This window comes from Streptomyces ortus, from assembly GCF_026341275.1.
Lineage (GTDB): Bacteria > Actinomycetota > Actinomycetes > Streptomycetales > Streptomycetaceae > Streptomyces > Streptomyces ortus.
Genome location: NZ_JAIFZO010000002.1, coordinates 2,094,013 through 2,119,068, shown reverse-complemented (window position 1 = coordinate 2,119,068; position 25,056 = coordinate 2,094,013). Strand labels below are relative to the sequence as shown.

General features: G+C 70.2%; 30 protein-coding genes. 16 read left to right on the top strand and 14 right to left on the bottom strand.

What is annotated here, in order from left to right:
• Window positions 1-84: 84 nt before the first annotated feature.
• Both K3769_RS12700 and K3769_RS12695 read right to left on the bottom strand, forming a co-directional pair.
• Window positions 85-270 (bottom strand): DUF397 domain-containing protein, encoded by a 186-nt coding sequence (locus K3769_RS12700; RefSeq protein WP_267026541.1) that lies wholly within the window; start codon window positions 268-270, stop codon window positions 85-87.
• Entirely contained in the window at window positions 255-1,136 is an 882-nt protein-coding gene (locus K3769_RS12695) for a helix-turn-helix domain-containing protein (RefSeq protein WP_267026540.1), read from the bottom strand. Before K3769_RS12695 ends, K3769_RS12700 begins: the two co-directional genes overlap by 16 nt.
• A gap of 185 nt (window positions 1,137-1,321) precedes the next feature.
• On the opposite strand from K3769_RS12695, the gene K3769_RS12690 reads away from it, so the two are divergent.
• Window positions 1,322-1,744 carry an ATP-binding protein gene (locus tag K3769_RS12690; RefSeq protein WP_267026539.1) on the top strand — a complete coding sequence of 141 codons (423 nt, stop codon included), beginning with the start codon at window positions 1,322-1,324 and terminating at the stop codon, window positions 1,742-1,744.
• Entirely contained in the window at window positions 1,725-2,033 is a 309-nt protein-coding gene (locus K3769_RS12685; RefSeq protein WP_267026538.1) for a hypothetical protein, read from the top strand. Before K3769_RS12690 ends, K3769_RS12685 begins: the two co-directional genes overlap by 20 nt.
• 60 nt (window positions 2,034-2,093) lie before the next feature.
• On the opposite strand, the gene K3769_RS12680 is transcribed toward K3769_RS12685, so the two are convergent.
• From K3769_RS12680 to K3769_RS12670, 3 genes are all read right to left on the bottom strand, one after another.
• Window positions 2,094-3,647 (bottom strand): cellulase family glycosylhydrolase, encoded by a 1,554-nt coding sequence (locus K3769_RS12680; RefSeq protein WP_267026537.1) that lies wholly within the window; start codon window positions 3,645-3,647, stop codon window positions 2,094-2,096.
• A gap of 139 nt (window positions 3,648-3,786) precedes the next feature.
• The gene (locus tag K3769_RS12675; protein ID WP_267026536.1) at window positions 3,787-4,992 is read right to left on the bottom strand and encodes a sensor histidine kinase; all 1,206 of its coding nucleotides are present in this window, start codon (window positions 4,990-4,992) and stop codon (window positions 3,787-3,789) included.
• Window positions 4,993-5,024: 32 nt separating this feature from the next.
• Window positions 5,025-5,678 carry a response regulator transcription factor gene (locus K3769_RS12670; RefSeq protein WP_267026535.1) on the bottom strand — a complete coding sequence of 218 codons (654 nt, stop codon included), beginning with the start codon at window positions 5,676-5,678 and terminating at the stop codon, window positions 5,025-5,027.
• A 157-nt stretch (window positions 5,679-5,835) separates the two neighbouring features.
• Between K3769_RS12670 and K3769_RS12665 the strand changes: the two genes are divergently transcribed.
• From K3769_RS12665 to K3769_RS12650, 4 genes are read left to right on the top strand one after another with little or no spacing between them, the layout of a single operon-like run.
• Window positions 5,836-6,405 (top strand): hypothetical protein, encoded by a 570-nt coding sequence (locus tag K3769_RS12665; RefSeq protein ID WP_267026534.1) that lies wholly within the window; start codon window positions 5,836-5,838, stop codon window positions 6,403-6,405.
• The gene (locus K3769_RS12660; protein WP_267026533.1) at window positions 6,402-7,640 is read left to right on the top strand and encodes a peptidoglycan-binding protein; all 1,239 of its coding nucleotides are present in this window, start codon (window positions 6,402-6,404) and stop codon (window positions 7,638-7,640) included. The genes K3769_RS12665 and K3769_RS12660 overlap by 4 nt, the downstream gene beginning before the upstream one ends.
• Window positions 7,637-8,500: an ABC transporter ATP-binding protein gene (locus K3769_RS12655; RefSeq protein ID WP_308216320.1), complete on the top strand. Its 864-nt coding sequence runs from the start codon at window positions 7,637-7,639 to the stop codon at window positions 8,498-8,500. Before K3769_RS12660 ends, K3769_RS12655 begins: the two co-directional genes overlap by 4 nt.
• On the top strand, window positions 8,497-9,708 hold the full coding sequence (locus K3769_RS12650; RefSeq protein ID WP_267026532.1) for an ABC transporter permease: 1,212 nt from the start codon (window positions 8,497-8,499) through the stop codon (window positions 9,706-9,708). Before K3769_RS12655 ends, K3769_RS12650 begins: the two co-directional genes overlap by 4 nt.
• Before the next feature lie 103 nt (window positions 9,709-9,811).
• Here K3769_RS12650 and K3769_RS12645 read toward each other — a convergent pair whose 3' ends face one another.
• Entirely contained in the window at window positions 9,812-10,816 is a 1,005-nt protein-coding gene (locus tag K3769_RS12645) for a YncE family protein (protein ID WP_267026531.1), read from the bottom strand.
• Window positions 10,817-10,913: 97 nt separating this feature from the next.
• Between K3769_RS12645 and K3769_RS12640 the strand changes: the two genes are divergently transcribed.
• The 3 genes from K3769_RS12640 (at window position 10,914) to K3769_RS40885 (ending at window position 12,253) form a co-directional block, all read left to right on the top strand.
• Window positions 10,914-11,612 (top strand): GDSL-type esterase/lipase family protein, encoded by a 699-nt coding sequence (locus K3769_RS12640; protein ID WP_267031343.1) that lies wholly within the window; start codon window positions 10,914-10,916, stop codon window positions 11,610-11,612.
• 90 nt (window positions 11,613-11,702) lie between these two features.
• Window positions 11,703-12,161, top strand: a complete 459-nt coding sequence (locus K3769_RS12635; protein WP_308216486.1) for a hypothetical protein — start codon at window positions 11,703-11,705, stop codon at window positions 12,159-12,161.
• A complete protein-coding gene (locus K3769_RS40885; protein WP_308216470.1) occupies window positions 12,098-12,253 on the top strand; it encodes a hypothetical protein in 156 nt (51 codons plus the stop codon). Before K3769_RS12635 ends, K3769_RS40885 begins: the two co-directional genes overlap by 64 nt.
• 300 nt (window positions 12,254-12,553) lie before the next feature.
• On the opposite strand, the gene K3769_RS12630 is transcribed toward K3769_RS40885, so the two are convergent.
• Window positions 12,554-12,973 carry a hypothetical protein gene (locus tag K3769_RS12630; protein WP_267026530.1) on the bottom strand — a complete coding sequence of 140 codons (420 nt, stop codon included), beginning with the start codon at window positions 12,971-12,973 and terminating at the stop codon, window positions 12,554-12,556.
• An 83-nt stretch (window positions 12,974-13,056) separates the two neighbouring features.
• On the opposite strand from K3769_RS12630, the gene K3769_RS12625 reads away from it, so the two are divergent.
• Both K3769_RS12625 and K3769_RS12620 read left to right on the top strand, forming a co-directional pair.
• A complete protein-coding gene (locus tag K3769_RS12625) occupies window positions 13,057-13,869 on the top strand; it encodes a helix-turn-helix domain-containing protein (RefSeq protein WP_267026529.1) in 813 nt (270 codons plus the stop codon).
• Window positions 13,866-14,075, top strand: a complete 210-nt coding sequence (locus K3769_RS12620) for a DUF397 domain-containing protein (RefSeq protein WP_267026528.1) — start codon at window positions 13,866-13,868, stop codon at window positions 14,073-14,075. The genes K3769_RS12625 and K3769_RS12620 overlap by 4 nt, the downstream gene beginning before the upstream one ends.
• Here K3769_RS12620 and K3769_RS12615 read toward each other — a convergent pair.
• On the bottom strand, window positions 14,057-14,917 hold the full coding sequence (locus K3769_RS12615; RefSeq protein ID WP_282566163.1) for a phosphotransferase: 861 nt from the start codon (window positions 14,915-14,917) through the stop codon (window positions 14,057-14,059). The genes K3769_RS12620 and K3769_RS12615 overlap by 19 nt on opposite strands.
• A gap of 127 nt (window positions 14,918-15,044) precedes the next feature.
• On the opposite strand from K3769_RS12615, the gene K3769_RS12610 reads away from it, so the two are divergent.
• Window positions 15,045-15,407, top strand: a complete 363-nt coding sequence (locus K3769_RS12610; protein ID WP_267026526.1) for a hypothetical protein — start codon at window positions 15,045-15,047, stop codon at window positions 15,405-15,407.
• A complete protein-coding gene (locus K3769_RS12605; protein WP_267026525.1) occupies window positions 15,404-15,916 on the top strand; it encodes a hypothetical protein in 513 nt (170 codons plus the stop codon). The genes K3769_RS12610 and K3769_RS12605 overlap by 4 nt, the downstream gene beginning before the upstream one ends.
• Before the next feature lie 101 nt (window positions 15,917-16,017).
• Here K3769_RS12605 and K3769_RS12600 read toward each other — a convergent pair whose 3' ends face one another.
• On the bottom strand, window positions 16,018-17,535 hold the full coding sequence (locus K3769_RS12600; RefSeq protein WP_267026524.1) for a hypothetical protein: 1,518 nt from the start codon (window positions 17,533-17,535) through the stop codon (window positions 16,018-16,020).
• A gap of 145 nt (window positions 17,536-17,680) precedes the next feature.
• Here K3769_RS12600 and K3769_RS12595 point away from each other — a divergent pair, with 145 nt between their 5' ends.
• The gene (locus K3769_RS12595; protein ID WP_267026523.1) at window positions 17,681-18,130 is read left to right on the top strand and encodes a DUF6924 domain-containing protein; all 450 of its coding nucleotides are present in this window, start codon (window positions 17,681-17,683) and stop codon (window positions 18,128-18,130) included.
• Between the two features lie 22 nt (window positions 18,131-18,152).
• On the opposite strand, the gene K3769_RS12590 is transcribed toward K3769_RS12595, so the two are convergent.
• Window positions 18,153-19,430 (bottom strand): MFS transporter, encoded by a 1,278-nt coding sequence (locus K3769_RS12590; protein ID WP_267026522.1) that lies wholly within the window; start codon window positions 19,428-19,430, stop codon window positions 18,153-18,155.
• A 61-nt stretch (window positions 19,431-19,491) separates the two neighbouring features.
• Between K3769_RS12590 and K3769_RS12585 the strand changes: the two genes are divergently transcribed.
• On the top strand, window positions 19,492-20,484 hold the full coding sequence (locus K3769_RS12585) for an aldo/keto reductase (RefSeq protein WP_267026521.1): 993 nt from the start codon (window positions 19,492-19,494) through the stop codon (window positions 20,482-20,484).
• A gap of 156 nt (window positions 20,485-20,640) precedes the next feature.
• On the opposite strand, the gene thpR is transcribed toward K3769_RS12585, so the two are convergent.
• From thpR to K3769_RS12570, 3 genes are all read right to left on the bottom strand, one after another.
• Window positions 20,641-21,228 (bottom strand): RNA 2',3'-cyclic phosphodiesterase, encoded by a 588-nt coding sequence (gene thpR, locus K3769_RS12580; RefSeq protein ID WP_267026520.1) that lies wholly within the window; start codon window positions 21,226-21,228, stop codon window positions 20,641-20,643.
• Window positions 21,229-21,292: 64 nt separating this feature from the next.
• Window positions 21,293-22,642 carry an MFS transporter gene (locus K3769_RS12575; RefSeq protein WP_267026519.1) on the bottom strand — a complete coding sequence of 450 codons (1,350 nt, stop codon included), beginning with the start codon at window positions 22,640-22,642 and terminating at the stop codon, window positions 21,293-21,295.
• A gap of 100 nt (window positions 22,643-22,742) precedes the next feature.
• Complete coding sequence (locus K3769_RS12570) at window positions 22,743-23,180, bottom strand: MarR family winged helix-turn-helix transcriptional regulator (RefSeq protein WP_107015362.1); 438 nt, start codon at window positions 23,178-23,180, stop codon at window positions 22,743-22,745.
• Between the two features lie 175 nt (window positions 23,181-23,355).
• Here K3769_RS12570 and K3769_RS12565 point away from each other — a divergent pair, with 175 nt between their 5' ends.
• Window positions 23,356-23,538, top strand: a complete 183-nt coding sequence (locus K3769_RS12565) for a ribbon-helix-helix protein, CopG family (protein ID WP_210881101.1) — start codon at window positions 23,356-23,358, stop codon at window positions 23,536-23,538.
• A 24-nt stretch (window positions 23,539-23,562) separates the two neighbouring features.
• Here the strand turns inward: K3769_RS12565 and K3769_RS12560 are convergent, their stop codons facing one another.
• Window positions 23,563-25,014 carry an NCS2 family permease gene (locus tag K3769_RS12560; protein ID WP_267026518.1) on the bottom strand — a complete coding sequence of 484 codons (1,452 nt, stop codon included), beginning with the start codon at window positions 25,012-25,014 and terminating at the stop codon, window positions 23,563-23,565.
• Window positions 25,015-25,056 lie beyond the last annotated feature (42 nt).

The window sequence follows — 25,056 nt, the reverse complement described above, 5'->3', positions numbered from 1 at the left end:
GGTGTCGTACCCGCTCGAGTGATCGCCACGCCGGGGACGAAGCTGAGGTGAGAAGCGGCGCCCGCAGGTGCTCAGCTGGTGCCCCTAGCCGAACTGCTGCAGGAACGCCTGCCAGCTCTCGCGCGAGACGGTGAGCAGGGGGCCGTCCGACGCCGACTGCTTGCTGTCGCGGACAGCTCGGCCGCCGACAGCCGTGTGGGCCACCTCGACGCAGTTGCTCTCCGCTCCTGAGTACGACGACTTACGGAAGGGGCCTATGGCCTCGGGCACGATGCGTCTTCCTTCAAGCTCCGCAGTACGCCCCGGATGAGCTTCGCACTCGCGTCCGGTGCCAGTGCCGACGATCGTAGTAGGTCGTACATATTGGCGTAAGCGGCAAGGTCTTCCGGGGCCTCAAGGACCGAGGTACCTCTCAGGTTTTCCAGGGCCACTGCTTGCACCGCAGGTTCGGTGTCGAAGCTGAAAGTAGAGAAAGCCGAAGTGACGGTGGCGAGCGCTCCCATGCTGAACGGGAGCACCTGCACGGTGACGTTCTTCCGCTTCGCCACCGCGAGAACAGCCAAGAGCTGCTGCTGATGGACTTCGAGGCTCACCAGAGGATGGGTGATCACCGCTTCCCAGATGACGGCGGAGTACGTCGCCCCGCCCTCCTCGATCTTCGCCTGGCGGGCCTCCCGCACCTCGACCAACTGGGCGACGCGCTCGGGAGCCATGTGCACGGGACTCGTCCGGATGACTGCCTCTGTGTAGGCCGGAGTCTGCAGGAGTCCTGGCACCAGCGCCTGCTGCCATTCCTGGATGTAGGTCGCATCGTCCTCCAGGGCGATGTGATCCATGTAGTCCGGCCGCAGGTGTGCAGCGTGCTCAAGCCACCATCCCCGGTTCTTGGAGCGCTTGGCCAACTCCTCCAACTTGGCACGGACTTCCGGATCCGTGACTCCGTACGCATCCAGCAGCAGGCGCACTTCGATGACACGAGCGGTGACGTGCCCCGTCTCAACGCGACTCACTCTGGCCTGACTTGACGCGATCACCTCGGCCGCCTGCGGCTGGTCGAGCTTCGCGGCGAGCCGGTACTGCCTGAGCGCAGTGCCCAACCGCCTGCTGCGCACCGTCGGCCGTCCACCTGCGGGCATGGGACCTCCCCTCTCCTTTCGCAACGATGCCACACAGGTCACCGCACCCCAGAGCGCGTCACTCGATCGAGTGGACGAGTGAATGTATTCAGTTGAGCGCATTGCTAACGGCCAGAATTGGGCCGTAGCTTCAGCAATGCGCCGTCAGGCCAATCACTTGATGCCACGTCAGAACGGGGTCCCCCATGCCCATGTCCGAGACCTTCCGCATCCCCAGTCACAGAAGCCACGTCCCCACCGCCCGCCAGCGCGTCCGCAAGACACTCGCGGACTGGGGCATCACCGGTGAACTCGCCGACGACATCACCCTCTCCGCCAACGAACTCGTGACCAACGCGGTGATCCACTGCTGGGTGTCAGACGCCCAGGTGAGAGTCACGCTCGCGCTTCAAGGGGCCCACCTCCTCCTGGAGGTCCACGACCCCGACCGGGACCGGATCCCCAGGGCCCGGGAGCACGGTCCTGACACCCAGGACGGACGCGGACTCGCTCTGGTCGGGCAGCTGGCCCACAGTTGGGGGCACACCCGGCAGCCGCACACGAAGAGCGTGTGGGCAAGGTTCGCGCTTCCCGTCCCGGAGGAACCCCGTGTTCCGACCGGTGCGTGACGCCCTGGTCGGCCTGTTCACCCGCCCCCGCAGCGGCGGTCACGCGGTGAGCGACTTGGAGCTCTCGGCGGAGGTCAGGGCGCCGGACCCCTACGTGTGGAGGCTGCCCGATCCGGGCGAGGCCCGCTGGCGCCGGTGGGCGAAGCGGTCCCGCGCGGCCGGGTATCGGCTGCCTCTTCCTGGCGCCGAGGAGTGCTGGAACGTACCCGAACCACCTGTCCGGCCCCACCGTTGGGACAGCGCCGACGACGACATGGTCCGGCTGTACGTCGCTACTGGCACTCGTTGACAGGGGCGTCCCGGCAAGCACCGAGCGCCCCTGTCACCCAGCCGTCCGGGCGTCAGACCGTCACGTTGCCGTGCAACTGACAGCCGGCACACCCCCACCCCCCGGCGCTCCCCCGAACCCGAACATCGCCGAACCGCCCACCGCCACAGCCCCGTTGTGGTCGGCGTTCGTGGTCGTCACCGTCGGTCCGCTCTGGGTGTACGACGCGTTCCACATGCTGGTGACCTTCTGGGCGCCGGGCCAGGTCCAGGTCGTCTTCCAGGACTTGAGCGCTGTCCTGCCGGAGTTGGTCACCTTCACCTCGGCGTTGAAGCCGCCACCCCAGTCGCTGCTGACGGTGTACGCGGCGGTGCAGGCGGCGCCGCCTCCCGGGTCACCCGGATCGCCGGGGTCGCTTCCCCCGCCCTCCGCGGGGAACCCCGGCGCCTTGACGCTCGCCAGGTACCCGTCCTTCACCGTGTCCACGGTCGTCCAGTCGTCCTTCAGGATCCCGCCCGTGTCACCGGAGTTGGGGTTCCACGACCAGAAGGTCCAGGACATGCTGTCGGCGCCGTACGTGCCCGTGGGGCGCAGGTAGCTCACCAGCGCCGCGAGCCACTTCTGGTCGACGGTCGACTGCAGGGTCGTACCGAACTCGCCGACCCACACCGGGGCGATGTTCTGCTTGAAGATGTAACCCCAGTACTTGTCCCAGACGCCCGGCATGTTGGCGGGGAAGGACGGATCGCTGAACCAGTTCTGCTGGGCGACGCTGGTGGCGTAGTCGTGGGCCGAGTAGACGACCCGGTTCGGGACGTCCAGCTGTACGGGGTACTGCGCGACGCCCATCAGGTTGCCGCCCCACCAGCCCGACACGCCGTCGACCGTCTGCACGCCCTCCACGAAGATCAGCAGCTCGGAGTTGGCGGACAGGACCGCGTTCCCGGCGCGCTGGGCGGCCAGCCGCCAGTCCCTCGTCGTGTCGCCGCAGCCCCAGCAGGCCGGATCGTGCGGCTCGTTGTGGAGGTCGATGCCGATCACCGTCGGGTTGCCCTTGTAACGGGCCGCGAGGGACTTGAGGTTGGTGATCCAGGTCGTCTCGGGGACCGCGGCCGTGTACCAGAGCGCGGACTGGCCGCCCGCGTCCGGCCGGTGCCGGTCCAGGATGACCTTCAGGCCGTCCCGACCCGCGTACGCCACGAGCTTGTCGATGATCTGTAGGGGCGAGAGCCCCTGGAGGTCGGCGTTCTTGCCGCCGGAGAAGTCGATGCTGTTGGCCACGGCACCGCTCTTGAGGATGTCGTCGCTGTACGGCAGCCGGATGGCGTTGTAACCGAGCGACTTCATCTGGTCGATCATGCTCTTGTAGTCACGCGCCCAGAGTCCGTGGACAGCGTTGTTCGACGTCTCGAACCCGAACCAGTTGATGCCGGCGATCCGTACCGGCTGTCCTGCGGCGTCCAGGATCTGCCGACCGCTGGTGTGCCAGTAACCGGCTCCGGGGGCGGCTGCCGCCGAAGTGGCTTCCGCGGTGGCCGCCGGGTCCGCGTGGGCGGCCTGGACACCGGCCAGCGGCAACAGGAGCGCCGCGGCGGCAGCAGCAGCACCCAGCGCTCTTCGCAAGCTGCGGAACATGTCGCTGCTTCCTCTCGAAAGGCGCGGGCCCGGAACGGATGGGAGCGCTCCCACCACACCGCGCATCCCCATGGAAGGCATTAAGCGTGGACACGTCAAGGGGTCGCGCGGGAGTCGACCGCTCACAGGAGCCGACCGTTCAACCTTCACCGGCGCCGTGCTCACGGCCCCGCGCTCGCTCCACCGGCAGCTCCACCCGCACCGTCAGGCCACCGGCCGGATTGGCCCCGGTGGTCAGCGTTCCGTGGTGGGTGGTGGTGACCGCGCGGACCACGGACAACCCCAGACCTGCGCCCTTCCGGCGTCCGCTGCCCCGCCGGAAGGGCTCGTACAGCGTCGGAAGCTCGGCCGCGTCGACGCGTGCACCGGTGTTGGTCACCTCGACGAAGGCGCCGCCCACGCCGGTCGGTCCGGTGGCGATGTGGACCGACCCGTCGCGCTCGTTGTGGCGTACGGCATTGGTCACCAGGTTTCCCACGAGCTGGCCGAGAAGAGAGGGGTCGCCCCACACGGGCGCGGGACGCAGTCGGGTGTCCACGGTCACCTCGGTCTCCCGCGCCTCGTCGAGCACCTCGGCGATCGCGGTCCGGGCCTCCTCGGCCAGGTCCACGGCGGCCGGCAGGAGTACGCCGCTCTCCCCCTTCGCCAGGGCCAGCAGTGCGGCGATCAGCCGCTCGCTCCGGTGGTTGGCGTTCAGCGCGCGGCGGACGTTGGGCAGCAGATCGTCCGGTATCCGCCCCTGGGAGAGAGGGATCTCAAGTGCCGTTCGCTGCACGGTGAGCGGGGTGCGCAGTTCGTGGGAGGCGTGCCCGGTGAAACGCCGTTGCTCGGCGAAGCTGCGCTCCAGGCGGTCGAGCATGGCGTCGAACGTGTCCGCCAGTTCCTTCGCCTCGTCGGCCGGCCCCTCCAGGGCGAGCCTCGCGTGCAGGTTGCGGTCCCCGATGTCCCGGGCGGCCGCGGTCACCAGGCCGATCCGGGACAGACCGCGCTTCGCCACCCACCAACTCGCCACGACCGAGAGGCAAGCGATCACGACGAAGAGGAGCAGACACCGTGCCAGAAGCTCCTCCAGTACGTCCTGCTCGAATATCGCGAAGCGGGCCGCGCTGCTCGGCCGCGCAGTGACAGCCGGCCCGGTGGGAGCGTCCGTGACGGCCGACTCGGCCTGTGCGCTGTCGGCGGACCTCGCCGCCACAGACATGACGGTCGGGCCATGGCGCCCGATGATCTCCCGGGCGCTCACCCAGACCAGGGCGAGGAGAGCCGCGCAGCCGACGACGAACACGGTCGCGTTGAGCAGCGCCAGGCGGGTCCGGATGGTCAGTTGACCGAATGACCAGCGCACAGGGCTCACAGGGCTCACAGGGCTCACAGGGCTCACAGTCTGTATCCGAATCCGGGCACGGTCTCGATCAGCGGCGGCGGGCCGAGCTTGCGGCGCAGCTGGTGGACCGTGACCTTGACGGTGGTGCTTTCGGGGTCGGTGGCACAGTCCCACACCCTGTCGAGCAGGTCGGCCGGGCGCAGCGGGGCGCCGTCCGCGGACATCAGCGCCCCCAGGACTCCGAGTTCCTTGGGGGTGAGCCGCAGCAGGCGCCCGTCCCGCTCGGCGAACCGCCGGACGGTGTCGAGGCGCAGGCCGTGCCGTTCGAGCACGGTCGGTGTGCCACTGGGCCCGCGCCGGGCGAGTGCCTGCAGACGCGCGACCAGTTCGACATAGGAGAAGGGCTTCGCGAGGTAGTCGTCGGCGCCCTTGCCCAGGCCGTCGACGAGGTCGGCCAGCGATCCGGCCGCCGTCAGCATGAGAATCCGGGCCGGATATCCCGCCGTGTGCAGCATGCGGCACACGGCGTCGCCGTGCACGACCGGCAGATCACGGTCCAGGACCAGCACGTCGTACTCGGCCGCCGCGGCCATCTCCATCGCCCGGCCGCCGTCGACGGCGACATCCGCGACGATGCCCGAGGAGCGCAGCCCGTCGGCGATCATTTCGGCCAGGTCCTCCTCGTCCTCGACCACCAGCACGCGCATCGCAGCTCCCGTCTCGTCCGTTCGCCGAGACTCTGCCGGGCCGGGGGTTAAGCGGCGGTTAGCCACACGTCACCGACGACTAACCGGCACCCCCGTAGACCTGCCTCCGGCGGCGCCGACCGGTGCCGCCGGAGGCAGGTCCGGCAGGAGGAAGAACATGCGACGAAGGCTGATGTCCTGGGCAGCGGTGACGACGCTCACGCTGGCGGCGGCCGTGTCCGTGACCGCTTGCACGTCGGAGTCCGAGGAGAAGGCGCCCAACGTGGCGGGCGGCGACAAGGACAAGCAGGGCAAGCAGGACGGACAGAGCGATGCCCAGGACCAGAAGGACATCGCCGCGGCGTACACGAAGTGCATGCGGGAGATGGGACACGAGGTGTCGGTCGACGAGTTCGGCCGCGTCAGCACCTCCGCCATGAGCCCGGAAAGTGGGAGTCAGGGTCGGGAAGCCGGTGACGACCTGCCCGCGGCCGTCGAGAAGTGCGACAAACAGGTCCCCGGCATGGCGCAGCTCAAGGAGAAGGGGGACACGGAGAGCCTGAAGCAGGCCCGTGGCATGGCCCAGTGTCTCCGCGAGAACGGCATCCCGAACATGGCGGACCCGGACCCGAAGAAGAAGGCGCTCTCCGTTCCGAAGGACGCGGTCGGCGAGAAGTGGACCAGGGCCATGAGCGTCTGCGGTGACAAGTTCCCGGGTACCACCTTCCTCTCGGAGCAGGCTCAGTGACGCTGCGCAGGGAGGGAACGGACGGGGACGACCGGGCACGACAGGAGCCGGCCCGGGAACGGACGGCGGAGGAACGGGAACGGGCGGAGCAGGAACGCGAAGCGGTGTACGCCGGGCCAGGACGCCGCCGCGGCGCGTCGCGCACGCGTCGGCGGGCCGTCACCGTCGGGGTCGTCGCCGTGGTCGTCGCGGTGGCCGGCGCCGCACTGCTCGTCCGTCCCTGGCCGCGTGACACGAAGGACGCCGCCACCGAGCGCCCGTCCCACTCGACGGCACCCGTGCAACGCACCTCGCTGGCCTCCGGGCTGCGGCTGGACGGCGAGCTCGGGCACGCGCCGCCCGACGAGATCACCGCCCAGGGGCAGGGCACCTTCACCAGACTGCCGAAGACCGGTGAGCAGGTCCGGCTCGGCAGGACGCTGTACGAGATCGACGCGCGACCGGTCGTACTGTTCCGTGGCTCCCGCCCCTTCTGGCGCGTACTGAAGAAGGGCATGAGCGACGGCCCGGACGTCAAGGACCTGGAGCGCAACCTCACCGATCTCGGATACGCGAACGCGGCCGGCCTGACCGTCGACGAGGAGTTCACCGACGCCACCGCCGCGGCCGTCGAACGGTGGCAGAAGGCCCTCGGCGTACGGACGACGGGCACGGTGGAACTGGGCCAGGTCGCGGTCCTGCCGTACGGGGACGTACGGGTCGAGGAGGTGGTCGCCAAGCCCGGCGCGACCGCCGGTGCCGGCGGCACGGTGCTGAAGGTGACGACCACGGACGTGTACGCCACCGTCAAGCCCACGGAGGATGAGCTTCCGCAACTGCCCCCGGGCGGCAAGGTGACGGTTCAACTGGACGCCGGAGGCAGCGTCCAGGGGAAGATCACCTCCATCACGCGGGACACCGGGCAGGGCGGAGAGGGCGATCCCGGCGGATCGGACGGCGAGACCAAGCCCACCGTGTCGATCCGGCTGTCGGACCAGAAGAAGGCCGCTGCCGCGCTGCGCGGCGGCCGGGTCGGCGCCGCCGTCACCGTTCCGGAGAAGAAGGCGGACGACGTACTCGTCGTGCCGGTGACCGCGCTGCTCGCCATGACGGGGGGCGGCTACGGCGTCGAGGTCGTCAGGCCAGGACCTGCCGAGCCGGTACTCGTCCCCGTGCAGGTGGGCTTGATCGTCGCCAACCAGGCCGAGGTCGAAGGCCGTCTCAAAGAGGGCGACAAGGTGGTGGTCCCCGCATGAGCGAGTCCCGCACGAGCGAGTCCCGCATGAGCGAGTACGGTCGGCGTCCGCCACCGGTCCTGCTGCTGGACAAGGTCGTCAAGGAGTACGACGGCGACCCGCCCCTGCGCATCCTGCACGACATCGACCTGACCGTGGCCCAGGGAGAACTCGTCGCGGTGGTCGGCCCCTCCGGCTCGGGCAAGAGCACCCTGCTGTCCTTGATCGGAACGCTCGACCGGCCCACATCGGGACGGATCCAGCTGGAGGGCCACGACCTGACGGCGCTGAGCGACCGGCAGATCGCGGCACTGCGCGCCCGTAGCATCGGGTTCGTCTTCCAGCAGTTCTTCCTGCTGCCGGGCCTGACGACCCTGGAGAACGTCGCCACCGGCCTCCTCTACACCGGGGAGACCGTCGGACGCAGACACGAACGCGCGGTACGCGCCCTGCGCGAGGTGGGCCTGGCACACCGGCTCGGTCATCGGCCCGACCAGCTCTCCGGCGGCGAGAAACAACGCGTCGCCATCGCACGGGCGTTGGTCGGCAGACCCGGACTCCTCCTCGCCGACGAGCCGACCGGCGCCCTGGACACCGCTTCCGGGCGGGGTGTCGTCGAACTGCTGCTGCAACTGAACGCACAGGGCACGACCGTCGTCGTCATCACCCACGACCGGGACCTGGCCGCGTCCTTCCCGCGGCGCATAGGACTGCAGGACGGGCGCGTCGAGTTCGACACCGCGGACAACGGCGCACACGGGCGCGAGCAGACGTACGAGCACGACCACGGGCACGACTACGGCCTCGGCCCCTCGCCCTCGCCCTCGCCCTCGCCCGGACAGAGTGCTTGGCGTCGCCCCGCGCGGGAAGGAACGGCATGACCGGCCACCTGCCGCGGCCGGCCCGCCTGCGCCCGACCGACCTGCTCAGGATCGGGCTGGTCGGCCCCCGTACCCGCCGCCTGCGCTCGGCGCTGTCCGCCCTCGGCATCTCCCTGGGCATCGCGGCGGTCGTCGCCATCACCGGGATCTCGGCATCCAGCCAGGCCCACCTCCTCGACCGCCTCGACCGCCTCGGCAGCAACCTGATCACCGTGTCACCCGGCGAGAGCTACGACGGTACGAAGGTGCCGTTGCCCAGGGAAGCGGTCACGATGCTCGGCAACATCGCCCCCGTCGAGCAGGTCAGCGCCACCGCGGACACCGGGGCGAACATCTACCGCACCGACCTCGTCCCCTCGAACCAGACCAACAGCCTGCGCGTACTGTCGGCCCGCCTCGACCTGCTCAGGACCCTGCGCGGGCAACTGGCCGCCGGACGCTGGCTCGACCGGGGCACCGAACGGCTCCCGGTCGTGGTGCTGGGCGCCACCGCAGCCGACCGGTTGGGTATGACCCGCCCGGGGACCAAGGTCTGGCTCGCGGGCGAGGACCTGCCCGGAGCTTGGTACGGAGTCATCGGCGTCCTGGCACCGAACGAACTCGTGCCCGAGATCGACGACTCGGTACTCGTGGGCGCCCCACAGGCGGTCCGCGCTCTGGACGGCGCCCGCACACCGTCGACCGTCTACCTGCGCACCCATCCGGAGCGGGTGCGCGAGGTGCAGGAGGTCGCCGCGGCCACGGCCAACCCGGCCCAGTCGTCCACGGTCGCCGTCTCCCGCCCGTCCGACCTGCTCAAGGCGCGTACCGAAACGAACACCGCCCTCACCGGCCTCGTACTCACCCTCGCGGGCGTGGCCCTGCTGGTCGGCGGAGTCGGGATCGCGAACACCATGGTCGTCGGCGTCATGGAGCGGCGCGGGGAAGTGGGACTCCGCCGCGCTCTGGGGGCGCGCCGCGGGCAGATCACCCTGCAGTTCCTGATCGAGGCGGTACTGCTCGGCCTCTTCGGCGGCCTGGCCGGCGCCGCCATGGGAGTCGTGGTGGTGTACGGGTACGCGGCCGTACAGGACTGGCCCGCCGCCGTCCCCCTGGCGTGGGTCGTGGCGGGGCCGTCGGTGGCCGTACTCGTCGGCACGGCGGCCGGCCTGTATCCCGCGCTGCGGGCGGCCCGCATGTCACCCACGGGCGCACTCCGCTCGGCATGAGCGCCGGCCCGGCAGACCCTGGCCCGGCCGGACCGGCGGCCGGGCGCGGGGAAGGCGCCCGGTCCCCCGGAACAGCCGCCGACCGGCGGCCGGGGGCCGGGGGCTACGGCCGGTCGCCGCCACGCCGGAACAGCCGCTTGAGGCCGTAGACGACGGCGAGGGCGACGGCCAGAGCGACCGCGCCCATCTTGTAGTCATTGCCCGACCCGTCGTCTCCGTCGTCCCCGGCGGCCGAACCGCCGCCACCCGACGACTGGCCGTCGCCGCCGCCCGTCACGCTCCCCGCCTCGACGGAACTCCCGCTCCCCTCGCTCCCGTACAGCAGCGTGGATCCGTCGGGGGTGTACGTCACCGACTCGCCCTGCCGTTGCAACGGCACCTTCAACTGCGCCTGGCGCTTGGGTTTCCCGTTGTTCCACCGGTACGCGATACCGCCGAAGTAGCCGCGTACGGCGAGCTGTTCGCCGTCGGGCGAGAAGGCGCCGTCGGTGACCCAGAGGCCGATGTCGGCGGTGCGCTTGAAGGTGTTGGTGCCGGACGCGGAGAGCTGGGCGGGCCCTTCGTAGAGGCCGCCACCGTCCTCGTTCTTCGAAACGATGTAGACCCGCCCGGTCTTCGGATGCACCATCAGCGCCTCGGCGTCCCGGGCCCCGTCCGCGTACTTCACGTCGTACTGCGTGGCGCGGACGGTCTGGTCCTTGAGCTTTTTCGGCTCGGGCAGTTCGTAGATCCACACGTGGTCCCACGTACCGCCGAGGTTGTCGCCGATGTCACCGACGTACAGATGACCGTTCGGCCCCATGGAGATGGCCTCGACGTCCCGGGGGCTTCCGACGCCCGTCATGGTGACGGTCGCGACGGTCTTGCCGGTCTTGCTGTCGACCGCGTAGAGGAAGGCGCCGTCGTCGCTGTCGTTGTGGGTCCAGTAGACGCCGGGGTGGGCCCGGGAGGCGACGAGTCCGCTGGACTCGGTGATGCGGGGGTCCTCGATGGTGAACCCTTTCGAGCCGTCGCCATCACCCTCGGCGGCGGCAACGGCGGGGGCGGCGGGCACGGCGAGCACCCCGGCGAGAAGGGCCCCGGCAAGGAGCACGAACGAGCGACACATGCCCCCAGCCTCCCACCCCGCCGCCGGTTCGGCGGGCGTGTCCAGCTTCACACCGCGGCCCGCCCCGCCTCCGCCGGTGATCGTCCATCATGAGCGGATGCTCAGGTTCATGCCCGTCGGCGATTCCATGACGATCGGAAGCGCGGGCGAACACACGTGGCGCTACCGCATGTGGCAGCACCTGCGCGCGACGCACGGGGCCCCGTTCCAGATCGTCGGCCCCCGGGAAACGTTGTACGACAAGGCCACGGGCGCGGCCGACTCGTACGAGTACGCCGACCCGGACCCCGCCTTCCCCCGCGCCCACCTCGCCGGCTGGGGCGAGGGCTGGTACCACCTGAGCCCGCTGATCGCCGACGCGGTGCGGGCGTCGCGGGCGGACGTGCTCCTGGTCTCCCTGGGCCTGATAGACCTCGGCTTCTACACGAACGTGACCCAGACGGCGGAGAACGTCCACGCGTTCGTCGCGCAGGCGCGGTCGGCGAACCCCCACATCGCCATGGCCCTGCTCCCCGTGATCCCGAACATTCGGGCGGAATCGGACGCGGCCTTCGCCCAGGAGGTCACCCGCTTCAACGACCTGCTGGACAAGACGGTCGCGAACCTGAACGAGCCCGGCTCCCCTCTCCTGCTGGCCTCGCTCCCCCACGGATACGACATCCACACGGACACGTACGACGGCACGCACCCCAACGCAGCGGGCGAACACAAACTGGCGGCGACCTACGCCCAGGCCCTGCACCAGGGCTGGGGCATGGGCGCGCCTTACAGCCCGACCCTGGCCGGAACCACCTGACCGAATCCGCGGGTCTCCTGGTCACCGTGGATGCCGTTGGAGTGCGTGGTGGCATCCGCCCGAGGGTGCCGGTGGCGGAGGAGCACGACGATGAGCAGTCTCAACGACCGCATCCTGGACGATCTGTTCGACAAGGTGCCCGTCCCCGAGGGGTACAAGGGCGAGATCGTCGAGGGCGCCTTCTCCATCGCGCCGCACCTCGACCTTCACTGGCAGACCACGCTCACCATCCTCGACACCCTGGCGGCCAGGTTCGACAACGACTTCCAGGTCCTCTCCGACGTCCGCATCGACTTCCCCGGCGACCTGAACGGCTTCGCACCGGCCGTGGCGAAACTGCGCGACGGTTCGACGGCGGACGCCGAGGGCCGTTGGCTCCACCAGGACGTCGAGTTCGTCGCGGAGGTCATCGACCCGCACAGGACGAAGAACGACTACGGCCCAAGAGGACCGCGTACGCCGTCGCCGAGGTTCCCGTCTACCTCATCGTCGACCCGTACCAGGGCAAGTGCCACCTCTTCACCCAACCCCGGGACGGGGACTACCTGAGCAGACTCTCGGTCAGGTACGGAACGGACATCGACATGACGAACACGCTCCTCGACCTCACGCTGAAGACGGACGAGTTCCCCCGGGACTGAGCCGGGGCGCTCTGTCAGACCTGCGTCCGTCCCACCATCAGCACCTTGATCGCCTCTCCGTCGCGCGACGTGAGGCGTCGCAGGCCGGCCGCCGCGGAGCAGGATCTTCGCGTCGCTGTTGAGGCGCGAGTGCCGTACGACGTCGTACGAGGCCTTCGTGTAGCGCCGAACCGGCGCGATAGCACGACGGAGCATTTCTGGTGGACGTCCATCCACTAGTGGTGAAGGTCCTCGGATGGTGTTGGTAGCGCCTCCGGGGACCGCTCCGCATGCGAATGCACACGGAGTGTGATGTCGCGATCACGGTGCACGACTGATCACGCGACTCACGACCTCCGCCAGCAACCCCGCCTCCACGAAAGGCACTTCGCGCGTCGGCTCCGACCGCCAGTCCAACGGCCAGGTCAACCCGTCCAACGCGGGCACCCCCACGTACGCCCACCCCTGGGCGTCGCGGCCCAGCGCCCGCACGTCGGCGGGCCAGCGATGGCCGGTGGCACTTTGCGGGGGCAACAGGAAGTACATGTACCGGCATCCCGTCGCCCCCCGGACGATCGGGCCCGCCTGGAAGTCCGTGAACTGGATGAGTTCGTACGCCACTTGTTCTGCGAGTACGCCCGCGATGCGCACGGCGTCGAAGTGGATTCCGGCGTGGCGCAGGCCGTGCCCGGCAGCCGGGATCCACGAGTGCACCCTGTTCGGTGCGGTTTCCGAGTTCATGAAGCAAATGCTTACGGCCGCTCACATACTGTGACCAGGGTTACGCAGGGTCCGTGCACGTCTGTGCACTCGGGGAGGTCGTTGTGCACGCCGGTGAACAGAGCTCCAGCAACCTGGAGATGTTCGGCTCGTTGCTGCGGTTCTTCCGCGAACGGGCCGGGATGACGCAGGAGGGGTTGGGAGGGCAGGTCGGCTACTCCAAGTCGCAGGTAGCGATGGTGGAGCGGGGCGAGCGGCCCCCCAAGGGGCGCCTGGTCGAGATCGCGGACGAGGCGCTGGGTGCACAAGGTGCACTTCTCACGGCGGGCAAGCAGCTGCGGACCAGCCACTTCCCCGCATGGTTCGAGGACTACGCCGAGCTGGAAGCGAAGGCCGCCGCCATCAGCATGTACGCGAATCATGTGGTTCCCGGACTGCTCCAAGCGGAGGGGTACGCACGAGCGATCTTCAACTGTCACTGCCCGCCGCTGGATGAGGACGAGGTCGAGGCCCGGGTGTCGGCGCGCTTGGAACGCCAGAAAGTCCTGCAGCGCAAGCCCGCCCCGCTCGTCGACTTCGTACTGGAGGAGCACACGTTGACGCGGCCCCTGGGCGGCCCCACGGCCCTCAAGGAGCAGCTGAGCCACATGCTCGAAGTGGGGCAACGGCGCAACGTCGGAATCCAGGTGATGCCGCACAACCGCAAAGTGCACGCCGGCTTGAACGGCCCGATGATCCTGGCGGAGACCGCCGAGCGCGACCGACTTGCCTACGTCGAGGGCCCGGGCGGGGGCTACTTCGTGGACCAACAACCCAACCTGGGTGACCTTTTCGCGCAGTATGGCATTCTGCGAGCTCAGGCACTCAGCCCCGAGGAGTCGACGAAGTTGATCGAACGAGTGGCGGACGCACTATGAACACGGACCTCAAGTGGTTCAAGAGCAGCTACAGCGGTAGCCAGGGCGGTGAATGCCTGGAGATAGCCATATCCGAGACCGCTCTCCTCCACATCCGGGACTCCAAAACCCCCGCCGCCCCCATCCTCACCGTCGCCCCGGCGACATGGTCCGCCTTCCTCCCGTACGCGGCCACGTACGGAAGCAATCAGCCCGGCCCGCACTGAACGAGCGCGGTACGAACCCGTTCGAGCCCTTCCGCTCTCCAGCGCTCCCGGTCGGGCATCTGGTCATCGCGGCGCCATCGCCACGCCGAGAACAGCGCCCAGTTGAGGGCGCGACACCGGTGTACGAGGGCGGCGTCGGCACCCGCATAGAGCCGTCCCACTTCCTCGGGCGCATGGGCGAGGTCGAACTCGACCGGCCCCCGGCAACACGTGCCGAGGTCGACGAAGAGCGGACCCCTCCTCGTGTTCAGGAGGTTCCCGGGATGCGGCTCGCCGTGCAGCAACTGCTCACCGGCTCCGCCGACGTGGGCAGCGGCGCTCAGTTCCTTCAGTGTGGTGCTGAGGAATTCGCGGTCAGCGTATGGCAGTTCAGGGGAACGCCTCCGGTCGTCCACTTCCCTCAACGCCACGGCGACCCGGTCGGTGAAGTGCGGTGCGGCGGCCAGGTCGATCCGGCGCAGGGCGGCGTGGTGCCGAGTGAACGCGTCCGCGTAGTCGGCCGGAGCGATCTCCGATCCCACCGGTTCGTAGTAGGTCCAGAGCGAGATGGCGAAGCCGTCACGCACCTGGACTCGGGGCTCGACGCGAGGGTCGAGCTCGGCCACTGGCGCGTCGACGTCGACGAGACGCCGCGCGACCTCCACCTCGAACTCGGAGTCGGCCAGATGCCCCAAGGGCGCGACCCGCACCAGCACCTCGCAGGGGGTCAGGCGCAGGGCCACGCGATCCGAGTTGTGGACGACGATCGCGTCGTCCACCCGTAAGCCCAGCTCAGAAGCGGTTACCCGCCCTGCCGCGACGGCACGACGAAGTCCTGCTGAATCCACACCGGTCTCCCTCATCTACTGAGCACACGCCCCACGCGAGACCCGGAAGGCGCCTGGAGAGAGCCATACATACCCAGACCACCCCACGCACAGCCCCTCCCTTCGCATGCCGTCACGTACAAAGCTGTTGTACGTTGGCCGTATGGCCGCAAAGCGCAGCATGATCACCTTTGCCACGGACCCGGAGACCAAAGAACGCATCCGCTCCTACGCGGAAGCGGCGGGAGTCGATGTCAGTACGTACGTCATGGCCGCGGTGGGCGCCGCGATGGCACACGACGACCAGGTCGCCCGGACCTTCGCGCCCCTCGACGACTTGATCGCCGAGGCGGAGGCGCAGGACGCCACGGCCGGTCAGCCGACGGGAGAGCGCCGGCAGGACTCGGTACCGGATGCCGAGCGCGAGGAGATCTCCGCCTCTCTGGACGCCTTCTTCGGTTCGAGTGCTTCGGGTACTTCGGGTACTTCGGGTACTTCGGGTACCAGGCGCAGGGGCGTCGTATGACTGCCGTGGTCTACGACGCCGGAATGCTGATCCATCTGGAGCAGGGGCGGAAGAAGGCCGTGACCCTACACCAGGAGATCCTCAGGCGCGGAGGGCACCGGCCCATCGTCCCGTTGCCCGTGCTAGGGCAGGTCTGGCGGCCCGGAGCCGGGAACTACACCTGCCTCAAGCCCGTACTCGCAGGCTGCACGGTGTACGCCGCCCGGGACTCACGAGCCCCGCTGTTCACCGCCAAGGGGTGGGACGACCCGCTCCACGCCTGTCGGCCGTGCGTAGCAGGGCACACGGAGGCCGACGGCAAGCGCGTGGGCGCGCTCGGTGCCAGGGCCAAGCTTCCCGCGAAGAAGGACTTCGACGTCGTGGACGCGTTGGTGCTCGTGATCGCCGCCCATCACGGCAGAGCCCTGATCGTCACCACCGATCCCGACGATCTGCTGGCCTACCGGGAAGCTCTCGGCGAGCACCACATCGGCATCTGCCATCCGGACGCCCCCCAGCGGATTCTCTGAAGTCGCGGAGCTACGAGAAGCCTCCCGGCGCGACGCAGGTCCTCGGCCCAACCACCAAGGTCACCCCAGTGAACACGTGGACCATCCGGACCATCGACTCGTCAGTCCCGATGCCATGCCAGATCCCACATCACCGCAGGTCGCAAGGACGGGTTCGCCGCTGCCGCCTCCGCCACCTGCCAGTCCGTGTCGGCCAGCAGGTCGACGATGACCGGCGGCGGGAGCGCCGGGTGACCCGCGGCTACGGGTCTCGCCTGGCTGTCCGTCAGGCAGGTGAGCAGTGCCGAGGCCGGGGCCGCGCGATGCCGGGCGATTTCGCGGAACGCCTTCTGCACCGGCGGTTCGTGTCGGGCCAGTTCGTCCAGCAGGGCCGGGGTCGCGTCCGGGTTGGTCGCCACCTTGGCCAGGACACGTACACCGTGGCGTTCGACCATGGCGCGCAACCGCGCCTCGGTGAGGCCGGGGTGGGGAGCCAGCGCCTTGACCACCTTCGCGTCCGGGTCGTCGGCCAGCCGGTCGCGTATCACGGGCGGCAGATCCCGCCGGTGGGCCACGAGCATGCGGGCCGCCGGGTCCGGTGACAGCGCCAACTCCTCGATCTCGGTGGGCGAGGCCGCGGCGATGCGGGGCAGCAGGGTGGCGGCGGCCTTGGCGGTCGCTACAAGGCGGGTGAGTACGTCGAGCGGTACGCGCGGGTGGTGTGCGAGCGCGCGACGCACCTCGGGGTCACGGTCGTCGGCCATCGTCCGGATCAGCGCTTCGTCGATCGCCGGGTTCTCGGCGATGTCCCTGCGAATGGCGGAGGTTGGGTCCTCGGCCAGGCGTGCGTACGTCTGCGGGGGCAGGTCCTCGCGCGTGGCGAGCGCCCAGCGCAGCAGCATCGACGGGTGGTCCGCGAAAGCGGTGACCGACTCGACCGGGGTGGCGGGGTTGCGGAGCGCCGCCTCCCGCGTGCCGTGGACGGCGGACTCGTGGGAGCCGTCGCAGGAAGCCCCCGCCGGCAGATCGCAGTCGGGGCGCGGGCACTGCGGATCGTGAACGAACGGGATCTCCTCGCGGTCGCAGACCAGACACTGACGCGCAGCCGGCAACCCCTCTCCCGTCAGCAGCGCCACCAGCACGGCAGGGGGTGTCGCCTCGTTGGCCGCGACCGCCCGGCGTACCTCGGCGTGCGGATGCGTCGCGAGTCTCGCGGCGACGTCCGGGACCGTCGTCCACAGGGCCAGCTCGGCGACCACCCGTACGTCCGGGTCCGCCGCGAGGGTGTCCACCACGTCGGGCGGGAGGCCGGGGCAGGCCGCCAGTTTCTCCCGGCGCTCATGGGCCGGGTCCGCCGCGAGGAGACGCGCCCACTGCGGATGGCTGACGCCGACGCCCCGGTCGAGCAGGGCGAGGGCGGCGTCCGGCCGAGCGGCGGGATCCACGTCGTCCGCGGTCAACCGGCCCTCGTACGCAAGCCGTAGCGCGCTCCCCTCGACCCGCTCGACCAACGCGACCGCCTGCGCATGGCTGAGATCCGGGCGGCAGGCGAGGTCGTCGTCCGCGAGGGATATCAGCCGGTCGACCAGCTCGGACGGCAGGGCCGGATTGGCGGCGAGCCCGCACAGGATGTGATGCACAGAGGCATCCTGCCGGAGAGCCGCGTACTTCCCGGCGCCGACGGCCGGACCACCGTTGCCGGACCCGTTGTCAGACCCTCCCCCTACTCTTCGGAGCACCGTCAACGCGGCCTTTGACGCCGCCCGTTGGAAAGAGTGCCGAACCGTGCGAGTCCTGCCGAAGACCGACGCCGACTATCCGCCCCTGCTGCTCGTGCGCACCGACTACCGCGACGACGACGGCTGGCAGCGGGTGCTGGCCGCCCTCGACCAGCCCTGGGTCTTCGACGAGGGCGACGAGGACAACGGCCGCCTCAAGGAGGACATCGTCCAGGTGGACGACCCCGCGTGGGCGGACGCGACCCCCTCCGACGTCCTCGCCGCGCTCACCGCGCCCGGGGAAGAGGGCGGGGAGGCGTCCGACGAGTGCGGGTGGCCGGTCGTCTTCCTCGCCGACCAAGCCAGCATGGAGGGCGCGGAACCGACACTCCTCGCGGTGAGCCCCGACCCGGAGGAGGAGACCGAGCCCTACCGCATACCGGCCCTGGAGACCCCGCACGAGATGCACTGCAACCTGGCCATCGCGAACATGGACTTCGACGAGTTCGGCGGCTGACGCCAGGACGAGGGCCGGCCGCTCACTCCTCCGACACCTGTTTCCTCTCCCGGGGCGGGGCCGCCGCCCCGGGCGGACGAACCCCCGCCACCGCCCGCACCGCACGCACCTGCGGCGACAGCAGCGCCAGCACCGTGGCCGTCACCACCAGCGCCGCGCAGCCCGCCAGCGCCGGACCCGTGCCCACCGCCGACGCGAGCGGACCCGCGACCAGCAGGCCCAGCGGGGCGAAGGCCAGCGAGCCGAACCATTCGTACGAGCTGACGCGGGAGATGACCTCCTCGGGGATCTCGCGGTGCAGGGTCGTGGTCCACAGGACGGCGAAGACGTCCGAGGAGACGCCCGCGCAGAACATCGCCACCGCCACCGCCCACACCGGCGCGCGCAGCGCGAGCAACGCGACCGGCGCCGCCGCCGGGAAGGTGGCCAGGACCGCCACGAGTACGGGCCGGGCCACTCGGACGCGTGCCGCGAGGCCCGCTCCCGCGATGGTGCCCAGCGCCTGCGCGGCGACGATCAGCGACCAGGCGCGCGCCCCGCCGAGGTGCTGCTCGGCCACCAGGGGACCGAGGACCCCGACGTTGGCGTTGAGGGCCGCCACGACGAACGCGTACTGCACGACCACGACCCACAGCCACTGCCGGGAGGCGAACTCCCGCCAGCCGTCCCGCAGGTCGGCCCAGCCGGATGATGCCGCACGCGGACGCGCGGTCACCCGCAGCCCCCTGATGAGCAGGGCGCTCGCGGCGAACGAGGCGGCGTTCAGGGCCAGCGCCCAGCCCGCCCCGACGAACGCGACCGTCACACCTGATACCGACAGCCCCAGCAGCATCGACGTGTTGGTCCCCATCTGCAGCACGCCGTTGGCCTGTTGCAGCCGTGCCGCGGGCACGATCAGCGGCACCACGCCCGTCATCGCCGGCGCGAACAGCGCGGTCGCCGTCCCCGCCAGGACCGCCAGCAGACACATGCCCGGCAGGGGCGCGTGCCCGGTCAGCACCATCGCGGCGAGCCCCGCGTAGGCGGCGCCCCCGAGCAGGTCGGACACCACCATGAGCCGCGAACGCGAGACCCGGTCCGCGATCACGCCGCCCACCAGGACGAAGAGGAGCTGCGGCAGCGCCTGGCACGCCAGCACCAGTGAGAGCCGCCCCGGGCTCGCCCCCGGCAGCTCCAGTACGGCGAACGCCAGTGCCACCCGAGCGAAGGCACTGCCCAGCACCGAGACCGTACGGGCCGCGAACAGCAGCACGAAACGCCGGTCGCGCCACAGGGACGCGGCCGTCGAGGGGGTCGTCATGGGCGGTCACCCTAGAGGGAGGTGTTGCTTAGAGCGCACTCGACCACGTTGGCTATGAGCCATGAAGTACACGCAGCTGGGACGCACAGGACTCAAGGTCAGCCGGCTCGTCCTCGGCACCATGAACTTCGGTCCGCAGACGGACGAGGCCGACAGCCACGCGATCATGGATACGGCGCTGGCCTCGGGCATCAACTTCTTCGACACAGCAAATGTGTATGGGTGGGGCGCGAACAAGGGCCGTACCGAGGAGATCGTCGGCTCCTGGTTCGCCCAGGGGGACGGCCGCCGCGACCGGACCGTCCTCGCCACCAAGGTGTACGGCAACATGGCCGCCGACGGCGACGCCTGGCCCAACCACGACAAGCTCTCCGCGCTCAACATCCGGCGGGCGGTGGACGCCAGCCTGAAGCGGCTGGGAACCGACTACATCGACGTCTACCAGTTCCACCACATCGACCGCAGCACCCCCTTCGAGGAGATCTGGCAGGCGATCGACGTCCTGATCCAGCAGGGCAAGATCCTCTACGTGGGGTCCTCGAACTTCCCCGGCTACAAGATCGCCCAGGCCAACGAGATCGCCGCCCGCCGCGGCGGCACGATCGGCCTCGTCAGCGAGCAGTGCCTCTACAACCTCGCCGAGCGCCGCGCCGAGATGGAGGTCGTCCCGGCCGCGCGGGAGTACGGGCTCGGCGTCATCCCGTGGTCGCCGCTGCACGGCGGTCTGCTGGGCGGAGTCCTCAAGAAGGAGGTCCAGGGCGGGCGCCGGGCGAGCGGCCGGGCCGCCGACACCCTCGCCGACCCCGCCGGCCGCGCGCGCATCCAGTCGTACGAGGACCTGCTCGACAAGCACGGCATCGAGCCCGGCGAGGCGGCACTGGCCTGGCTGCTGACCCGCCCTGGCGTCACGGGCCCGATCGTCGGCCCACGCACCGCCGAACAGCTGGAGTCCGCGCTGCGGGCCGTCGACCTGGAGTTGAGTGAGGAACTTCTGACCGGCCTGGACGAGATCTTCCCCGGTCCCGGCCCGTCCCCGGAGGCCTTCGCCTGGTAGCCGCGCACGGGGCAACGCCCAGGTGGGGGCCCGGCGGCGGACGTCACCTACCGACGGCCGCCGCCAAGGCCACCACGACGAACATCAGCACCAGCACACCGGCCATGATCCGGTTCCGCGTCTTCGGGTCCACGCACCGAGCGTAACCGGCCTGCCTCAGCCACCCGCCCCTCGGGGTCCGCCCAGGGGCCATCGTGCCAGCGCCTCGTAGCGCGGCTGCTCCCCCGGCACCCCCGACGCGGGCAGCCGGCTGCGCATCAGGCACAGCTCGCCCACCGTCCAGGTCCGCCCCTCGAAACCGTCCAGCGCGGACACGTACGGGGCGAGGTCCGCGGGCTCACGGTTGCCGCGGGCCAGCGTGAGGTGCGGCCGGTAGGCGCGGTGCTCCTCCCGCGTCACCCCCGCCCTGCGCCCCGCCGCCACCGCCCGGTCGGCGAGCAGCCGCAGAGTCCGTACGTCGCCCGCGGCGCCCGCCCACAGCGCCCGGCCCCCGAAGCGGCCCCCGGCGCGCAGGGAGAGGGGGAAGGGTTCCGTCCGCCGCGCCGACCGCTCCAACCGGACCGACAGCTCCGGTACGAGTTCCTCGCCGACCTCCCCGTAGAACGCGAGCGTGAAGTGCCAGCCCGGCCGGGTCGTCCAGCGCAGGCCGTCGCCCGCCCCCGGCAGCCGGCGCAGCTCGTCGACCGCCGCGCCGAGCTCGGCCGTCACGTCCGCCGGCGGCAGCACAGCGGCGAAGAGTCTCATCCGGCCACCCTGCCACGGGCCGCACCCCCGCCCGGGGCGAAGCCCCGCTTCTGAGGGTGAGGGCTTACGCCGCCGTCGCCAGTTCCCGTTCCCGGGGGACGAAGCGGACCTGCGGGTGGCCGTGGTGCCAGCCCAACGACAGGCGCAGGCCGCCCACGCGGGCCAGGACCAGACCGACGGTCGCCGCCGCCAGCGCCGAGACGACTCCGCCCATGGCGAAGCCCACCCGGGGCCCGTACGCGTCCGTGATCCAGCCGACCACGGGCGCGCCCAGCGGCGTACCGCCCATGAAGACCATCATGAACAGCGCCATGACCCGGCCGCGCATGGCGGGGTCGGTACCCATCTGGACGGCGGTGTTGGCTGTGACGTTGACGGTCAGGCCGGCCATCCCGATGGGGACCATGAGGGCGGCGAAGAGCCAGTACGACGGGGCCAGCGAGGCCACGATCTCCAGGACTCCGAAGGCCACGGCCGCGGCGATCAGCACGCGCAGCCGGGCCGTGCCGCGCCGGGCGGCGAGCAGCGCGCCCGCGACCGAGCCCACGGCCATCAACGTGTTGAACAGGCTGTACGCGCCCGCGCCGCCGTGGAAGACGTCGTCCGCGTAGGCCGAGAGCCAGACGGGGAAGTTGAAGCCGAAGGTGCCGATGAAGCCGACGAGGACGATCGGCCAGATCAGTTCGGGGCGGCCGGCGACATAGCGCAGGCCCTCCCGGAGCTGGCCCTTGCCGCGCGGGGCGCGCTCGACCTGGTTCAGCTCGCCGGAGCGCATCAGGAGCAGGCCCGCGATGGGCGCGACGAACGACAGGCCGTTGAGCAGGAACGCCCAGCCCGTGCCCACGCCGGTGATCAGCAGACCCGCGACGGCGGGGCCGATCAGACGGGCGGACTGGAAGTTGGCGGAGTTGAGGCTGACCGCGTTCTGGAGCTGGCCGGGGCCGACCATCTCGGCGACGAAGGACTGCCGGGCCGGGTTGTCGATCACCGTGGCGAGGCCGACGGCGAAGGCGGCGACGTACACGTGCCAGACCTCGACGTGTCCGGTGAGGGTCAGGAAGGCGAGTGCGATGCCGGTGAGGCCCATCGCGGTCTGGGTGGCGAGCAGCGTGGGGCGCTTCGGCAGGCGGTCGACGAGGACTCCGCCGTAGAGGCCGAAGAGCAGCATCGGCAGGAACTGCAGGGCCGTGGTGAAACCGACGGCGGCGGACGAGCCGGTGAGGCTCAGGACCAGCCAGTCCTGGGCGATCCGCTGCATCCAGGTGCCGGTGTTCGAGACGACCTGGCCGGTGAAGAACAGCCGGTAGTTCCTGATCTTCAGCGAGCTGAACATCGAGGAACGGGTCTTGGGGTCGTGCGGGGTGTCGTGGGCGGCAGGTGCGGGGGCGGAGTCTGCTCCGGATCCCGTACTCAACGGCGTTCGCCTCCTTGCGTGGTGCGTGCGGTGCTGGTGGTGCTGGTGGTGCGTACTGCCTCACAGGCGTCCGCGGGCTCCCGCGGCCGGCCGGAGCCGCCTACAGGTGCGCGAGCTTCTCCAGTACGGGAGCGGCCTCGCGGAGCTTGGCCCACTCGTCCTCGTCCAGGCCGTCGACGAGCGAGGCCAGCCACGCGTTCCGCTTCGTGCGGCTCTCCGCAAGCATGGCCTCCGCGCGCTCGGTCTGCGTGACGACCTTCTGGCGGCGGTCGTCCGGGTGCGCTTCGAGGCGGACCAGGCCCTTCGCCTCCAGCAGCGCCACGATGCGGGTCATCGAGGGCGGCTGCACGTGCTCCTTGCGGGCGAGTTCGCCCGGCGTGGCCGTGCCGCAGCGGGCGAGGGTGCCCAGGACCGACATCTCGGTCGGGCTCAGCGACTCGTCGACCCGCTGGTGCTTGAGTCGGCGCGACAGACGCATCACGGCGGAGCGCAGGGAGTTCACGGCGGCAACGTCGTCACCATGGGTGAGGTCAGGCATGTTCTTTAGAATAACTCATTACTCTAACTAAAGACCACCACGACACCCCGCCTGTCACCGTGAGTCCGGCCACTTACCGGCTCTTCACACGCGCGCCAACCCTTACTTCACCCATACGAGTGAGACGAGCGCGGAAAGTGACACAGGACACCCCCCGGCCGCGACTCTCGTACCCATGGGGACCACAGTGCTCAGCCTGCGGATAGACGAGGAGCTGCTCGACCGGCTCCGGCAGCACGCGGCGAAAAGAGGAATGAGCGTCCAGGACTATGTCGTCCGGACGCTCATTCGCGATGACTTCGACGAGCGGTTCTCGACCGCGGTCGAGGAGACGGAAAAGTTCTACGGGGTTCCGTGAGCCCCGGGGCCGGCGTGCACGGGATCAGGTCAGGCCCAGCGCCGGCATCAGGTAGTAGAAGGCGAAGACCGCCGACACCACGTACATGGCGGCCGGCACGTCCCGTCCGCGCCCGGCCGCCAGCCGCAGCACGACGAACGTGATGAAGCCCATCCCGATGCCGTTCGTGATCGAGTAGGTGAACGGCATCATCAGCATCGTCACGAACGCCGGGATCGCGATCGTGTGGTCGGCCCAGTCGATCTGCCGGACGGACCCGGACAGGATCAGGAAGCCGACCGCGAGCAGGGCCGGGGTGGCCGCCTGGGACGGGACCATCGTGGCGATCGGGGTGAGGAAGAGCGCGACGGCGAAGAGCGCGCCGGTGACCACGTTCGCGAAGCCGGTGCGCGCGCCCTCGCCGACGCCCGCCGTGGACTCCACGAAGCAGGTGGTCGCGGACGAGGAGGTCGCGCCGCCCGCGGCGACCGCGATGCCGTCGACGAAGAGCACCTTGCTGATGCCCGGCATGTTGCCGTCCGCGTCGGTCAGCTTCGCCTCGTCGCCGATGCCCATGATCGTGCCCATCGCGTCGAAGAAGCACGACAGCAGGACCGTGAAGACGAACAGCACGCCGGTCAGTACGCCGACCTTGCCGAAGCCGCCGAAGAGGCTGACCTGGCCGACGAGACCGAAGTCGGGGCTCGCGACCGGGTTGCCGGGCCACTTCGGGGTGGTCAGGCCCCAGGAGGGCACCTCGGCGACCGCGTTGATCACCACGGCGACGACCGTCATGGTGACGATCGAGATGAGGATCGCGCCGGGCACCTTGCGCACGATCAGCGCGAGGGTGAGGAGCGTGCCGAGAACGAAGACCAGGACGGGCCAGCCGTTCAGGTGGCCGGTGCCGCCGAGCTGCAGCGGCACGGTCGTCCGGGCGACGTCCGGGATACGGGAGACGAAGCCCGAGTCGACCAGGCCGATCAGCATGATGAACAGGCCGATGCCGATCGCGATGCCCTTGCGCAGGCCGAGCGGTACGGCGTTCATGACGCGCTCGCGCAGACCGGTGGCGACGAGCAGCATGACCACGAGGCCGGCCAGCACGACCATGCCCATCGCGTCCGGCCAGGACATCCGGGGCGCGAGCTGGAGGGCGACGACGGTGTTCACGCCGAGGCCGGCCGCGAGGGCGATCGGTACGTTGCCGATGACGCCCATCAGGAGCGTGGTGAACGCGGCGGTCAGCGCGGTCGCGGTGACCAGCTGGCCGTTGTCGAGCTGGTGCCCGTACATGTCCTTCGCGCTGCCCAGGATGATCGGGTTCAGCACGATGATGTAGGCCATCGCGAAGAAGGTGGCGAGACCGCCGCGGATCTCGCGCGGCAGGGTGCTGCCGCGCTCGGAGATCTTGAAGTAGCGGTCGAGGGCGCTGGGGGCGGACGCGGGGTCCGGCTCACCGGGCGCGGGAGCCTTGGCGGGGGCCGAGGTGGGCATCGAGGACCTTTTTGGAGTTTCGTACGAGCAAAAGTGGCCATG